At 63.4% G+C, this 13,439-nt stretch carries 15 protein-coding genes and 1 tRNA gene; 2 read left to right on the top strand and 14 right to left on the bottom strand.

What is annotated here, in order from left to right:
- Positions 1-32: 32 nt before the first annotated feature.
- From U8326_RS04695 to U8326_RS04655, 9 genes are all read right to left on the bottom strand, one after another.
- A complete protein-coding gene (locus tag U8326_RS04695; RefSeq protein WP_324742652.1) occupies positions 33-668 on the bottom strand; it encodes a tetratricopeptide repeat protein in 636 nt (211 codons plus the stop codon).
- Positions 665-1,075 (bottom strand): cytochrome c-type biogenesis protein, encoded by a 411-nt coding sequence (locus tag U8326_RS04690; protein ID WP_324742651.1) that lies wholly within the window; start codon positions 1,073-1,075, stop codon positions 665-667. Before U8326_RS04690 ends, U8326_RS04695 begins: the two co-directional genes overlap by 4 nt.
- A complete protein-coding gene (locus tag U8326_RS04685; RefSeq protein ID WP_324742649.1) occupies positions 1,072-1,608 on the bottom strand; it encodes a DsbE family thiol:disulfide interchange protein in 537 nt (178 codons plus the stop codon). Before U8326_RS04685 ends, U8326_RS04690 begins: the two co-directional genes overlap by 4 nt.
- On the bottom strand, positions 1,608-3,551 hold the full coding sequence (locus U8326_RS04680) for a heme lyase CcmF/NrfE family subunit (protein WP_324742647.1): 1,944 nt from the start codon (positions 3,549-3,551) through the stop codon (positions 1,608-1,610). Before U8326_RS04680 ends, U8326_RS04685 begins: the two co-directional genes overlap by 1 nt.
- 13 nt (positions 3,552-3,564) lie before the next feature.
- Positions 3,565-4,026: a cytochrome c maturation protein CcmE gene (gene ccmE / locus U8326_RS04675; RefSeq protein ID WP_324742646.1), complete on the bottom strand. Its 462-nt coding sequence runs from the start codon at positions 4,024-4,026 to the stop codon at positions 3,565-3,567.
- Positions 4,023-4,163: a hypothetical protein gene (locus U8326_RS04670; RefSeq protein WP_324742645.1), complete on the bottom strand. Its 141-nt coding sequence runs from the start codon at positions 4,161-4,163 to the stop codon at positions 4,023-4,025. The genes ccmE and U8326_RS04670 overlap by 4 nt, the downstream gene beginning before the upstream one ends.
- A gap of 8 nt (positions 4,164-4,171) precedes the next feature.
- On the bottom strand, positions 4,172-4,891 hold the full coding sequence (gene ccmC / locus U8326_RS04665; RefSeq protein ID WP_324742643.1) for a heme ABC transporter permease CcmC: 720 nt from the start codon (positions 4,889-4,891) through the stop codon (positions 4,172-4,174).
- A gap of 82 nt (positions 4,892-4,973) precedes the next feature.
- Positions 4,974-6,038, bottom strand: coding sequence for a Glu/Leu/Phe/Val family dehydrogenase (locus U8326_RS04660; RefSeq protein WP_324742641.1), 1,065 nt, complete (start codon positions 6,036-6,038; stop codon positions 4,974-4,976).
- Between the two features lie 55 nt (positions 6,039-6,093).
- Positions 6,094-6,170 (bottom strand) — tRNA-His (locus U8326_RS04655).
- A 182-nt stretch (positions 6,171-6,352) separates the two neighbouring features.
- Here U8326_RS04655 and U8326_RS04650 point away from each other — a divergent pair.
- Both U8326_RS04650 and U8326_RS04645 read left to right on the top strand, forming a co-directional pair.
- Positions 6,353-6,985: a 2OG-Fe(II) oxygenase gene (locus U8326_RS04650; protein WP_324742640.1), complete on the top strand. Its 633-nt coding sequence runs from the start codon at positions 6,353-6,355 to the stop codon at positions 6,983-6,985.
- Positions 6,986-7,014: 29 nt separating this feature from the next.
- Positions 7,015-7,833, top strand: coding sequence for a MipA/OmpV family protein (locus U8326_RS04645; protein ID WP_324742639.1), 819 nt, complete (start codon positions 7,015-7,017; stop codon positions 7,831-7,833).
- Positions 7,834-7,899: 66 nt separating this feature from the next.
- Here U8326_RS04645 and rpmE read toward each other — a convergent pair whose 3' ends face one another.
- The 5 genes from rpmE to rseP all read right to left on the bottom strand — a co-directional run bounded on the left by rpmE (position 7,900) and on the right by rseP (position 13,426).
- Positions 7,900-8,127, bottom strand: a complete 228-nt coding sequence (gene rpmE / locus U8326_RS04640) for a 50S ribosomal protein L31 (protein WP_324742638.1) — start codon at positions 8,125-8,127, stop codon at positions 7,900-7,902.
- Positions 8,128-8,220: 93 nt separating this feature from the next.
- A complete protein-coding gene (gene fabZ / locus U8326_RS04635) occupies positions 8,221-8,700 on the bottom strand; it encodes a 3-hydroxyacyl-ACP dehydratase FabZ (RefSeq protein WP_324742637.1) in 480 nt (159 codons plus the stop codon).
- A gap of 25 nt (positions 8,701-8,725) precedes the next feature.
- Positions 8,726-9,415 carry an OmpH family outer membrane protein gene (locus U8326_RS04630; protein WP_324742636.1) on the bottom strand — a complete coding sequence of 230 codons (690 nt, stop codon included), beginning with the start codon at positions 9,413-9,415 and terminating at the stop codon, positions 8,726-8,728.
- Positions 9,415-12,096 carry an outer membrane protein assembly factor BamA gene (gene bamA / locus U8326_RS04625; protein WP_324742635.1) on the bottom strand — a complete coding sequence of 894 codons (2,682 nt, stop codon included), beginning with the start codon at positions 12,094-12,096 and terminating at the stop codon, positions 9,415-9,417. The genes U8326_RS04630 and bamA overlap by 1 nt, the downstream gene beginning before the upstream one ends.
- Positions 12,097-12,337: 241 nt before the next feature.
- Positions 12,338-13,426, bottom strand: a complete 1,089-nt coding sequence (rseP, locus tag U8326_RS04620; protein ID WP_324742634.1) for an RIP metalloprotease RseP — start codon at positions 13,424-13,426, stop codon at positions 12,338-12,340.
- Positions 13,427-13,439 lie beyond the last annotated feature (13 nt).

Below are 13,439 nucleotides of genomic sequence, written 5' to 3'. Positions count from 1 at the left end.
CTTAGCAATATGCGCTGGGCACCGCAACAGCATCACTCAGCCTGTGCCGCGATGCGGCGGAGAAGTTCTTCCAACCCCCTGACCCGCAATTCGAGATCGGCCCGCCACGGCGCATCGGGTGCGGTCCTGGCCAGCGCCCTCGACCAAAGCTGGTGCGCTTCGACCAGCTTGCCCGAGCGGAGCATCGCCACACCCATGAAGAAATCCGGCCCGGCGGCATCTGGCGCGGCCGCTTCCGCGCGACGATAGGCATAAAGCGCGGCCGGAGAGAGATTGCCTTCGGAATGCGCCGCCAGGGCATTGGCCATCGCCAGCCAGGCTTCCGCATCGTCAGGATGTTCCCGTACCGCCGTTCTCAATGCCTCGGCGGCGCTGGCAAAATCTCCACGCCGCGTAAAAGCATCTGAAATAATAAGATAATTATTCGGAATATGGGTGTCGCTGAAGCGCTGGCGAGCCTCGACGATCAGCGGACCTTCAGCGCTGGCGGAACGCACGGCGTCCCGGGGCGCTCCGGCCATGTCCGGCGTCGCCTGGGTGGAATAGCCGGCCAGCCCCAGCATCAGCGTGGCGCCCACGCTGCTCCAGGCCCAGCGCGGCAGGCGGAACAGAGCCGCCATCGCCAGGAAGGCCGCCAATGCCACGCCGATCGCAATGGCCCAACTCATGGGCGCCTGCCGAACCGACGGAGCAGCACAACGGCACCTAACAGCACCAGAAGCAGCGGCACGACGAACAGAGGCCATGTCGCACCGTCCAGACGGGGCTTGTAGCTCACATAATCGCCATACCGCTCCACCAGCCAAGCGCGAATGGATTCCGGAGCCTCGCCGGCGGCGATGCGTATACGGACCTGATGGCGCATATCGCCAGCCATCGGCGCATCCGAATCGGCAATCGACTGGCTCTGGCACTTGAGACAGCGCAGCGTCTCCATCAGCGCCTGCGCCTGCGCTTCCTGCTCGGGATCATCGAGCTGGCGATAGGCATAGGGCGCGGGCGGGAGCGAATCCTGCGCAAGGGCGGGCGCTTGCAGCGAAAACGCCAGCATGAGAGCGAGCAGAACATGTCTCATTCCCCCGCCTCCTTCAGCTTGTCCAGCAGGATGGCCACGTCCCGCTTCCGCACGTCGCCGATATGCTGATAGCGGATGATGCCCTGTCCATCGACCACGAAGGTTTCGGGCACGCCGGACGATCCGATCTCGAGCTGGATCGAGGAGAGATTGTCCGCCCCGATCCGGGCATAGGGATTGCCGTATTGCGCGAGGAAGGCGGCCACATCCTCCGGCTTGTCGCGAATGGCAACGCCGACGATCTGCGCATCCTGCGCCTGCAATTCGGCCAGTTGCGGGGCCTCGGCCGCGCAGGGAATACACCAGCTGGCCCAGATATTGAGCAGCTTCGGCTTCCCGTCCCTGAAATCCGCCGTGGAAACGCCGGGCCGGTCCGGGCTGGCCGCGGGCAAGGCGAATTGCGGAACCGGCTTGCCGATCATCGCGCTTTGCACCTTGCGCTCCGCGGGGCGGTAGAGCTGCAATCCCACCAGGGCCAGAAAAGCGGCGAACACCGCCAGGGGCAGCCAGATTGTCCAGCGAAGCCCGCTCATCAGCCCATCTCCGCCTTGCGTTCGGCAATCTTCGCCTGCGCCGTCCGGCGCTTCAGATCGTTCGCCAGACGGCCCAGCAAAGCCAGCAGGCCGCCCAGCGCAATCAGTATTCCGCCAAACCAGATCAGGGTGACGAATGGCTTCCACCACAGCCGCAGCTGCCAGCGGCCATCTTCCGATTCATCGCCCAGCACCGCATAAAGCTGGCCATTCCAGCGCGTCAGCAGCGCGGATTCGCTGGTTTCCTGCTCCGGCGCCCAGAAAGTGCGGGACTGGGGCGTCACCGTGACCGCGCGACCGCCTCGATATTCCGCCGCCAGCCTGCCTTCCATCGCGGTCCAGTTAGGGCCGGCAACCGGCTCCACCGCGTTCAGGCGCACTTGCCAGGGACCGACCGTCATGGTTTCCCCCACCCGGGCGGCGACCAGCTTCTCCACGGAAAACGCGCTTTCCGAAGCCATGCCGAACAGGGATACCGCAATGCCGAGATGGGCGATGACCATGCCCCACACCGCCAGCGGCAAGCGCCGCAGGCTCCTGCCCCGCAAGGGCAACAGGCTCGCCACTCCAAGCCCGGTCGCCATCGCGAACCCCAGCAGCGGCAGAAGCCCTGGAGGGTTCCATGCCAATACGCCCACCAGAGTCGCGAGGCTCACCAGCGCGGCGAAGATCAGCGGGGTTTTCACGCGGCCGAGCCAGTCGCGCCGCCAGCGCAGCAACGGCCCGATCGCCATCACCACCACCATCGGCACGAAAAATATCGCGCCCGCCGGATTGAAATAGGGCGGCCCCACCGAAACCTTCACATCGAAGGCCTCGGTCAGCAGCGGATAAAGCGTGCCCACCAGCACGATCCCCAGGATCGCGCACAGCATCACATTGTTGAAGACCAGCGCGCCCTCGCGGCTGGTCACCGCGAAACGCTCCCCCTCGGCCACGGTGCCCGCGCGCAAGGCGAACAATGTCAGCGCGCCACCGATATAGATCGCCAGCAAGGCGAGGATGAAGCTGCCCCGTTCCGGGTCCACCGCGAAGGCGTGAACGCTCGTCAGGATTCCCGAGCGCACCAGAAAGGTGCCGACCATCGACATCGAGAAAGCGACCACGCCCAGCATGATGGTCCAGGCCCGCAAGGCATCGCGCGCCGCCAGCACGCTGGCCGAATGGAGCAGAGCGGTCGCGGCGAGCCACGGCATGAGCGATGCGTTCTCGACCGGGTCCCAGAACCACCAGCCGCCCCAGCCCAGCTCGTAATAGGCCCAGTAGCTGCCCGCCGTGATCCCCAGGGTAAGGAAGATCCAGGCACCCAGCACCCAGGGGCGCATCGCGCGGGCGAAGGCAGGCGTGACCTGGCGGGTGATCAGCGCCCCCACCGCGAAGCTGAACGCCACCGAAAGCCCGACATAGCCGAAATAAAGCGTCGGCGGATGAAGCGCGAGGCCGATGTCCTGCAGCAGCGGATTCAGCCCCATGCCTTCCGCCGCCGGTTCCGGCAGCCGCTCGAACGGGTTCGACGAAAACAGCAGGAAGGCGTAGAAGCCTAGCCCGACAAAGGCCTGCGCCGCCAGGGTGGCCTGTATGGTCTTTTCCGGCAGGCGGCGTTCCAGCAGGGCGATCAGTGCGCCGGCCATCGCCATCACCGTGACCCACAGCAGCATGGAGCCTTCGTGATTGCCCCATGCGCCGGACAGCTTGTAGATGAATGGCTTGGCGGAGTGGGAATTCATCGCCACCAGCTTCACCGACAGATCGGTGCGGGTGAACAACAGCAGTAGCGCGCCGAAGGAAAGCGCGGCAAGAACGCCCTGCACGGCGGCGGCCGGGCGCACCAGCACCGCCAGCCTTTCCTCCCCTTCCCGCAGCGCAACCGCACCGCCAAGCAACTGCAGGACAGCCAGCGACGCGGCCAGCCACAGGGCGGCCAGTCCGAATTCGGCGATCATTCGCCGGCCGCCCTCATCGCGAAGTTTCCGCCACGGTCGCCCGCGCCTGCTCGGCGGTCATGTCCTGCAATTCCCGCGGCATGTAATTCTCGTCATGCTTGGCAAGAAGATTGTCGGCCACGAAGGTGCCGTCCGGCTCCAGGCGGCCTTCCGCCACCACGCCGGACCCTTCCACGAAGAGATCCGGCAATATTCCCGCATAGCGGACCGGGACGCGCGCCTTCCCGTCACCCACTATGAAGCGGATGGTGACGCCGTCGGGCATGGTGTTGATCGAACCTTCCTCGACCATGCCGCCAAGGCGCACGGCGCGCGTGGCATCCGGCGGGGAAGCGGCCATCTCGCTCGGCACATAGAAGTAGCTGGCCTGGCTGCGCAAGGCCCATGCCGCCAGCAGGCCCGCGCCGATCAGGGCCGCAAGCGCGATCAGGAGCAGGACCAGCCGCTGATGCTTGGGCGCGATCCTGCCGCTCATTTCCCGCGCGCCTTGTCACGCCTCGCTTCGGCGCGCCGCATGGCGAGCCAGCTCCACCCCGCAAGCAGCAGCGTTCCGATGATGCCGACGGCATAGGCAGCCGCCACGAACAGCCATTGATCGAGCGCTTCGCGCATAGCCCGCCTTACGCCTCCAGCGCCTTGCGCCGCAAGCGGGCCTCGGTCTGTATATCCGCCAGCAGGGCGCGCATTCGCGCCAGCATCACGCCGCCGAATATCAAGGAGAAGCCGATCGCCGCCACCAGCAGCGGCCAGAGGAAGGCCGGGTCGATGGCGGACTTTCCGAGCGTGATGCTGGGCGGCTGATGGAGGGAATTCCACCACACCACCGAACGGTTGATGATCGGCACATTGACCGCCCCGACCAGCCCGAAGATCGCCGGAATCCGGTTGGACGCGCCATCCCGCTGCGCCGCGCCGGCCAGGGCGATATAGGCGAAATAGAGGAACAGCAGCACCAGCATGCTGGTCAGGCGCCCATCCCATACCCACCAGGTGCCCCAGGCAGGCCGGCCCCAGATCGAGCCGGTGACGAGGCATATGGCAGTAAAGACAGCGCCCGGCACCGCCGCGGCGCGCGCCGCGATACCCGCCAGCGGATGGCGCCAGACAAGCTCCACCAGGCTGGCAATCGCAATCATGGTCCAGCCGCCCATGCCGAGCCAGGCAGTGGGGACATGGATGAACAGGATGCGCACCGTCTCGCCCATCAGGCGGTCGGGCGGCACCGCGAACCAGCCATAGGCGAGCGCGGCGCCGGAAATCGCCAGGCCGCCAAGCAGCAGAGGCGCGGTAAGCCAGCGCGCAAGGCGCAGGAAACGGGCAGGATTGGCAAAACCGTGCATGGGTCGGGGCTATCCGGAGCTTGCGGTGCCTTTGGCAGGTGCCGAGGTGTCAGGCAAGTGCTTCCCCCTCTCCAGCCGAAGATTACCGGCCGATCGACGCCTGGGCCATGCGGTCGGCAACCATATCCGGAGTCAGCCCGCTCTCCTCGCTTTCCCGCCAGATCCGGGTCAGGCGCCCGGGGATCTGCGCGATCCGCGAATGCACTTCATCCACGCCGCAATGCTCGCCGTTGCGCCGGGCGACATATTCCAGCGTGACATTGATGATGCCCCCCGCATTGATCACATAATCGGGTGCATAGAGAATGCCCCGGCCCGCGAGCGCCAGCCCATGTTCCGGCCGGGCGAGCTGGTTGTTGGCGCCGCCCGCCACGATGGGCGCATTGAGGCGGGCGATGCCGGCATCATCCAGTATCGCGCCCAGCGCATTGGGGCTGAATACATCGCATTCCACTTCCATGATCCGCGAGGGATCGACCGTGGCCGCGCCGAGTTGTTCGGCGAGCGCCCCGACACGCGGGCCATCTATATCCGCAAGGGTCAGCCGCGCCCCATCCCTGGCGAGAAGGCGTGAAACTCCGCCGCCGACGCTGCCGACGCCCTGCACCGCCACATGGACGCCATCCATGGAATCCCGCCCCAGCCTGTGGGCAACCGCAGCCTTGATGCCAAGATAGATACCCATTGCCGTAAACGGCCCGGGATCGCCGCCGGCGGAACCATTTTCGACCGGCAGGCCGGAGACATGATCCGTGCGCCTGGCGATGGCGGCCATATCGGCCTCCGCCATGCCCACATCCTCGGCGGTGACATAACGCCCGCCGAGCGCCTCGATCGCATCGCCGAAGGCGGACAGCATTTCGGGAGTTTTGGAGCGAGCCACATCGGCCAGGATCACGGCCTTGCCGCCGCCGGCGGGCAGGCCCGCCATGGCGTTCTTGTAGCTCATCCCGCGTGAGAGGCGCAGCGCATCGCGCATGGCATCTGCGGGTTCGGCATAGTGCCAGAAGCGCGCGCCGCCGCCCGCGGGCCCGAGATGCGTGGAGTGAATCGCAATGATGGCGGTCAGGCCGGATGCACGGTCGCGGATCACCTCGACCAGTTCATGATCGTCGAAATCGGGTTCGGTCCAGAAGGCGGTCATCATACCCCTTGATTCGCCAGTGGATCGCAATGGCGAGACATCCAAAGCTGCAAGGAAATGGGGCGATCGATGGGGTTCGAACCCACGACCTCCGGTACCACAAACCGGCGCTCTAACCAACTGAGCTACGATCGCCATATATTCGGGACCCGGCCTGAAACCGGGATACCGCGCGGCGGCGAGCCTCTCGCACAGACCGCCCGATTTGGAAAGTGAAAACTGCGCATCTCCAGAGATTGCAAAGGCGGTTTCCTCCCGGCCTGTGCCCTGAAGCTTGCGGCTTGCCTTTGCCCGGCAAGGGCTTATGCCTCCCCGATATGGGCGCAAGCGGTGACACTTCGGCCGAGAAGCTGGCCATCTGGCCCGGCATTCAGCGCATTCCCGTCTCCGCAGCCGAAGTCTTCACCTGCAAGGCGTTCCTCCCTGCCCCGCTGTGCGACGAGCTGATCCGGCTGATCGACCTCAATCGCCGCCCTTCGACCATCGCGGACCCGAATGGGGACGATTATTTCCGGACCAGCGAAACCTGCGATCTCGATGCAGGCGAGCCTGCCGTGGAAGAGCTGGAAGGGCGGCTGAACGCCATTTCCGGGATCGCCCCGGAATATGGAGAACCCGTGCAGGGGCAGCGTTACGATGTTGGGCAGGAATTCAAGGCCCACACCGATTATTTCGATCCCTGGGGCCAGGATTACCAGCGCTATTGCTCAGTCTCCGGCCAACGCACCTGGACGATAATGATCTATCTCAACACCGTCGATGCAGGCGGCGGCACGCGCTTCAAGGAACTCGGCAAAACCTTCCAGCCGGAGCGCGGAAGGCTGCTGGCATGGAACAACCGGAAGCCGGACGGGCAGGCCAACCCGGCAACGCTGCATCAAGGGATGAAGGTCCGCAAGGGCGTCAAATACATCATCACCAAATGGTACAGGGAACGCCCATGGGGCTGATCTGGTGCCTGAACGGATCGAGCATGCCTATGAAGAGCGGCAAAGCGCGCCAGCCTGCTTATGCAGGGATTCTCGCATTTCTCCTGATATATTCGCCCCAAGCCGCATGGGGGCAGGACACGCCGCCCCCGGCCCGGTCGACCGAGCGGATCAGGATCTACGCCGGCCCGGAAATCGGCCCCGCCTATCCCGGTGCGAAAGATACCCGCTTTTCCCCCTTCTTCGATTTCAGCCGCGCCAGGGGCGAAGAAGAATTTGCCTATGAAGCGCCGGATGAAGGCTTCGGGATACCCATCGTCAGCGTGGAGGGCATCTATCTAGGCCCGGTTATGACCTTCACCGCCAGGCGCAGCGTGAACGATACCGCGCCCGGCATTGCGCCGGTCAAGGCCACGGCCGAAGCAGGCGTCTCGCTGCAGGCGGAGATCGGCGATCGTCTCTATGGCTTCACGGAGATCCGCCGGGGCATCGGCGGGCATGATGGCTGGGTGATCGGCGCAGGGCTGGATTACATCCTGCGCGACCGCGACAAATGGCTGATCTCGATCGGTCCCCGGCTGGAGTGGGGCAATCGCCGCCATCAGCGCGCCTATTTCGGCGTAACTCCGCAGGAATCCGCCGCAGCGGGGGTGGAAGCCTATTCGCCCGGCTCCGGCATCCAGTCGCTCGGTGGAACGCTGGGCGCGCTCTATCAGCTTTCCCCGCAATGGGGCCTCGCCGCCTATGGGCGCTACGACCGTCTCGTGGGGGATGCGGCGGATTCACCGATCACGGAGAATTTCGGGCGCAGGAACCAGTATTCCGCCGGCATTGCGCTCAGCTACACTTTCACCCGCATACGGCGCTGATCCGCCAAACGGAAAGGGCGGCCCCGAAAGGCCGCCCTTGGAAATTCCGGACACGCGAAGCGCCGATCATTTCTTCTTGAGCGAAAGCCCGCCAAACCGCTTGTTGAACTGGGCGACGCGGCCGCCATCCTGCAGGCGCTGAGGGCCACCCGTCCAGGCGGGGTGGCTGGTGGGGTCGATTTCCAGCGTCATCGTGTCGCCTTCCTTGCCCCAGGTCGAGCGGGTTTCGAACACGGTGCCATTGGTCATCTGCACCTTGATGGTGTGGTAATCGGGATGGATATCGGCCTTCATGGCTGCTGCTCCGTATGTGTTGGCCGGTTCCGACCGGCCTGCGGATAAATGGAAAGGCGCGCCCTTAAAGGCAGGACGCGCAAAAGGCAAGCGTCAGGCTTGCTCCTCCGGCGGATCGGCCACCATGGCCGTGAACTGCACCTCGCAGGCAAGTTTGCCGCCGACCATCGCCTTCCCCCAGAACTTGCACACACGCGCGCGCTTCTGGACGAAGCCGACATGGAGATCCAGCAGGCATCCAGGCTCGACCGGGCTGCGGAACTTGGCTTCCTCGATCGCCATGAAATAGACGAGCTTGCCGCTGCCCGCCAGTTCCAGCGTCTCGATTGCGAGAATGGCCGCCGCCTGCGCCATCGCCTCGACGATGAGCACGCCCGGCATGATCGGCCGCCCAGGGAAATGGCCCTGAAAGAACTGCTCGTTGAAACTTACAGCCTTGATCGCGTGAATCTCCTCGCCGATCGTCAGGGATTCCACCCGATCGACCAGGAGCAACGGATAGCGATGAGGCAACGCATTCAATATCTTGCAGATATCGTATGCGCCGCCTGCCGCCTGGGTCGTTCCGCTCACCAGCTTGCCCTCGTTCCGTGCGGACCTAGCGGCCCTGCGGCTGCGGGCCTGCCGGCTGGCTGGGCTGCGCGGGCTGGCCCGGTTGGGGCTGGGGCTGAGCCTGTGCGGCTTCCTGCTGTTCACGCAGCTGACGCGGCAGCCAGCCCTGCGGCGGCACGATCTGCACGCTGGGCAGCAGCGTATTGAGTTCGTTCAGGACGCCCTGGTTCAGATTATAGGCCGGATCGGCGAAGAGAACACTGTCCGGCGTCATCACGAGAGAAATCTTGGCCTTTTTCGCGGCACTTTCCACCGCCTCATTCAGCTTGTCGCTGATCTGTTCCTCGACATAGGCGCGCGAAAGCGAAACCGGGGCAAGGATCTGCTGCAACTCACGCTGACCGGCCTGCTCGATCTGCTGAATCTGGGCAGCCTGCTGCTGCAGCGCGGCCTCATTCGGCTTGGGCGCCCTGCGATCCGCTTCGAACTTGTTCACCAGCGGTTCCAGCTGGGCCTGGATCTGCTTGCGGCGATTCTCGGCCTGATCGATCTGCGCCTTGTAAGTGACCGGGCGCTGCTGCTCCGCAGTCTTGTAGGCGTTCGAATTGCCGATGATCGCCGGAATGTTGACGATACCGATACCCTTGATGGCCTGAGCGGCGGCAGGAGCCACCGCGACCGGGGCAACGGATAGGACGAGGCCGGCGGCAACCGCCGATTTGAGGAGAAATTTCATCAGAATTGGGTTCCTACGTTAAAGGAGAACGGCTTGGTGTCGTCGCCGGGTTCCTTGAGAAGCACTTTCGCGAAATCGATGCGAAGCGGGCCGAACGGTGAATTCCAGTTCACGCCAATACCGACAGCAAGGCGCGGTTTCCAGGTATTGCCGAGGAAAACTTCCGTGAATGGAGGAATGGTCGTGCCGAGCGCCGAGTTCTGGTTGCTGGTCAGACAAGCAGGTGGGTTCGGATTGATTTGGTCGGTGACAGTCGATGTCTGCGTGGCCGTACATGCGCCATCCACCACCTCGGCGGCATCGATCTGCGTGTAAAGCGGCTGACCCTGCTCGTTCAGAGACTCAATGAACTGCGATTCCCTGTAATCCTGCAGCTTCGGACTCTTCACGCCCCATACGGCCCCGACATCGGCGAAGATGGAAGGTCTCAGGCCCAGCTCGCGAGCACCGGAGCCGAGCGGAATCTCCAGTTCGGCACGACCCGTATAATAATACCGGCCGCCGAGCGCGTCATCCGTCCAGGTGCCGCGATCTTCCGACGCGACCATTGGCGTGCTGGAGTCACTATCATCGTCGATATAGGGTTTGCGTATAACACGCGGGCCTACGCCGCGAATATCGAAACCGCGCAATTGCGGCTCGCCCAGGAAGAAGCGGTCGGTCAGCCTGACGTCATCGACGCCATCACCGGTGCGGTTCCGGAGCGCCTTGATCATGCCGCCTTCCGCGCGCAGGGAAAAGATGAACCCGCCGCCGACAGGCCAGTATTTCGCGGCTTGCGTGGTCAGGCGGGCATAACGCACCGAACCGCCCAACCCGGCGAAATCGACACCGATCGTTGCGGTATGCCCTCTCGTCGGCCGGGCGCGGTTGTCCAGCGTATCATAGATCAACGAGGCGCCGAGAATGGAGCTGGTATCCTTGCCCAGCGCATCGCAGAGATAGCGGCCTGCGAGCAGAGGCTCGCACTCGCCATTGCGGAAGAATTCGCGGCCCAGCGACACATCGTCATAGTTGAAGGTGTAGCGCACCAGCCCGGTGACATATTCCGTCAGCGGCACGCCCGCGCGGAGGGTGAAGCCGGTCGTGGAACGCTCATAGGTCGTATTGCGATTGCGCTGGAAGTAATTGAAGCTGTTCATATCGCGGCGGTAGATGTCGATGCCGGCCGATATGTTCTTGTCGAACAGGTAAGGCTCGGTGAAGCTGACCTGCGCGGAACGCGAATATTTCGAATAGCTGGCGCTCAAGCCCAGGGTCTGGCCCCGGCCCCGGAAATTGCGCTGCTGGATCGATCCCTGGAAAATGAAGCTCTCAAGGCTGGAGAATCCGGCCGAAAGCTGCAATTCGCCCGTGGGCTTTTCTTCCACATTCGCTTCGAGAATGATCCGGTCCGCGGCGCTGCCCTGCTGCTGCTTGACCTCGAAATTCTCCTGGAAATAGCCGAGCGACTTGATCCGGTTGGTGGAGCGCTTGACCTGCAGGGAATTGAACGCATCGCCTTCCGCAATGCGGAACTCGCGGCGAATAACCTTGTCCTGGGTCAGCGTGTTGCCATTGATGTCGATCCGTTCGACATAGACGCGCGGCGCATCGGCTATGGTGAAGCCCACGCCCATGGTAAGCGTGTCCTTGTCGCGGCTGAAACGCGGGCGGACGTCCGCAAAGGCATAGCCCCGGGTTCCCGCCACCTCGGAAATATTCTCGACAGTGTCCTCGACCTGCTTCGCATTGTACCAGTCGCCCTTTTTCATCGGGAGATTCCTGGCGATCAGGTCCGCGTTGAAATCGCGCAGCTGGCTCTCGACCGTGACATCGCCGAATTTATAGCGATCCCCTTCCTCGACCACATAAGTGATGATGAAGTCCTGCTTGTCGGGAGTAAGTTCGGCCACGGCGGACACGACACGGAAATCGGCATAACCTTCGGTCAGGTAGAACTGGCGCAGCTTCTGCTGGTCGAAGGCGAGCCGATCAGGGTCGTAGCCGGTATTGGAGCTGAACAGGCGGAAGAAGCGCGCCTGCTTGGTCACCATTTCGCCGCGCAGCTCCCCGTCGGAGAAATGCTCGTTGCCGATGATGTTGATCTGGCGAACCTTGGATTTCGGGCCTTCGCGGATTTCGAACACGATATCGACGCGGTTCTGTTCCAGCGAAACCATCTTCGGTTCCACTTCCGCGGCGAAGCGGCCCTTGCGCTTGTAAAGCTCGATGATCCGGGCAACATCCGCGCGAACCTTCGACCGGGTGAAGATCTGGCGCGGGGCCAGCTTGATCTCCGGCAGGATCTTGTCGTCCTTGATCCGCTTGTTGCCTTCCAGCACGATGCGGTTGATGACCGGGTTTTCCTTCACCTCGATCACCACATCGCCCTCATTGTTCCGGATGCTGACATCGGCGAACAATTCGGTCGCATACAGATCCTTGAGCGCCTGGTCGGCGGCGGCCTGCGTATAGGGCTGCCCTTCGCTCAATTGCACATAGCTGAGGATGGTCGCCGGCTCGAGCCGCTCAGACCCCACCACGGTCAGCGTATTGATCGTCTGGACCAGGGGCGCGGCAGGCTGGGGCTGCACTTCCGCCCCGCTCGCCGTCGCGGCCTCCTGGGCGAATGCAGCCGCTGGAAGGCCTGCAAGAACCGTAGAGCCGAGCAGCGCGATCGCAAATTGCGAGGAACCCATTCTGTCTGCCTTGCGGCCCATATCCCGTCCAATCCTCGACACGGTACTTACCATCGATGTCGTTCGCGCCATTCTCATCCATTTGCCTCGATCGAAACCGACGCAATCAGATGGCGTCATGCGGAAACGCCGCCCTCTGCCCGATCAACCGTTCTCGATCAAGCACTAGCCGGTGCGGATTCTGCATCGTCCTACTTTCTATCCCCGCCAATCTTGCGAAAATGCGCCGTGTTGTGGCCGCCTAGCTGCCGAACAGCGGAAGTGACGCAATGTCGTTGATCGTCACAAACACCATCAGAGCCAGCACGAAGCCGATACCAGTACGATAGGCCCATTCCTGACTGCGCGGCCCGATGGGTTTGCGGCGTATGGCTTCCGACGCGTAGAAAGCCAGATGACCGCCATCGAGGCCAGGAATTGGCAGGAGGTTAATGAATGCCAAATTAATTGAAATCAGCGCCACGAAATAAACGAAAGGCTGCCAGCCGAGCGACAATTGCTCGCCTGAGTATTTGGCGATCTTGATCGGGCCGCCCAATTCTTCGACCGCGCGCTTCCCCGTCACGATCTGGACGATGCCCTGCCCCATCATGACCATGATATCCCCGGTCTGCCTGACCCCGAGAGAGACGGCTTCCAGCGGGCCTACCGCCACGAACTCGCCCGGCACCGACATGATGCCCAGCCGGCCGATCCGCGTTTCATTGCCGAAACGATCCCGCTCGATCACCGAAGGGATGCGGAAATCCACATCGAAGACGCGGTCCCCGCGCTTGACCTTGAGCACGATCTCGTAATCGGGGAATGGCACCACGCGGTCGCGCAGCCGGTCAAAACTTTCCACCGGATATCCATCCACCGCCAGAATGCGGTCCCCCTCGCGAAACCCGGCCTTGGCTGCCGCGGAATTTTCAGCGACGGCCGCGACGACCGGCGGAATGACGAGCTTGCCATAGGCCAGGTTGAAGGCCGCGAGGATCGCCACCGCAACCACGAAATTGGTGAAGGGTCCGGCTGCGACGATCAGCGCCCGCTGCCAGAGCGGCTTGGCCTGAAAGGTGGAGGCGCGCTGCTGTTCAGGCAGGTCAAGCCATTCCTGGCTGGGCTGGCTTGCGGGGTTCATGTCCCCCGCGAACTGAACATATCCGCCCAGCGGAATCGCCGAAAGCTTCCAGCGCGTGCCGCGCTTGTCGGTCCACCCCGTCAATTCCTTGCCGAAGCCGATGGAGAAGGCTTCCGCCTTCACTCCGAACCAGCGGCCGACGAGGTAATGGCCCAACTCATGAATGGTCACGAGCGGCCCAAGAACCAGCAGGAACCCTGCAATCATCAGGAAAATCGAT

The sequence above is a fragment of the Tsuneonella sp. CC-YZS046 genome (assembly GCF_035581365.1).
Taxonomy (GTDB): domain Bacteria; phylum Pseudomonadota; class Alphaproteobacteria; order Sphingomonadales; family Sphingomonadaceae; genus JAWKXU01.
The sequence above is the reverse complement of the archived record's forward strand: the minus strand, read 5'-3'. Positions and strand labels throughout refer to the sequence as shown.

Coding starts and splice junctions, on each gene's coding strand:
- U8326_RS04695 (WP_324742652.1), bottom strand. CDS start 668: ATGAGTTGGGCCATTGCGATCGGCGTGGCATTGGCGGCCTTCCTGGCG.
- U8326_RS04690 (WP_324742651.1), bottom strand. CDS start 1,075: ATGAGACATGTTCTGCTCGCTCTCATGCTGGCGTTTTCGCTGCAAGCG.
- U8326_RS04685 (WP_324742649.1), bottom strand. CDS start 1,608: ATGAGCGGGCTTCGCTGGACAATCTGGCTGCCCCTGGCGGTGTTCGCC.
- U8326_RS04680 (WP_324742647.1), bottom strand. CDS start 3,551: ATGATCGCCGAATTCGGACTGGCCGCCCTGTGGCTGGCCGCGTCGCTG.
- ccmE (WP_324742646.1), bottom strand. CDS start 4,026: ATGAGCGGCAGGATCGCGCCCAAGCATCAGCGGCTGGTCCTGCTCCTG.
- U8326_RS04670 (WP_324742645.1), bottom strand. CDS start 4,163: ATGCGCGAAGCGCTCGATCAATGGCTGTTCGTGGCGGCTGCCTATGCC.
- ccmC (WP_324742643.1), bottom strand. CDS start 4,891: ATGCACGGTTTTGCCAATCCTGCCCGTTTCCTGCGCCTTGCGCGCTGG.
- U8326_RS04660 (WP_324742641.1), bottom strand. CDS start 6,038: ATGATGACCGCCTTCTGGACCGAACCCGATTTCGACGATCATGAACTG.
- U8326_RS04650 (WP_324742640.1), top strand. CDS start 6,353: ATGGGCGCAAGCGGTGACACTTCGGCCGAGAAGCTGGCCATCTGGCCC.
- U8326_RS04645 (WP_324742639.1), top strand. CDS start 7,015: ATGAAGAGCGGCAAAGCGCGCCAGCCTGCTTATGCAGGGATTCTCGCA.
- rpmE (WP_324742638.1), bottom strand. CDS start 8,127: ATGAAGGCCGATATCCATCCCGATTACCACACCATCAAGGTGCAGATG.
- U8326_RS04630 (WP_324742636.1), bottom strand. CDS start 9,415: ATGAAATTTCTCCTCAAATCGGCGGTTGCCGCCGGCCTCGTCCTATCC.
- bamA (WP_324742635.1), bottom strand. CDS start 12,096: ATGGGTTCCTCGCAATTTGCGATCGCGCTGCTCGGCTCTACGGTTCTT.
- rseP (WP_324742634.1), bottom strand. CDS start 13,426: ATGATTGCAGGGTTCCTGCTGGTTCTTGGGCCGCTCGTGACCATTCAT.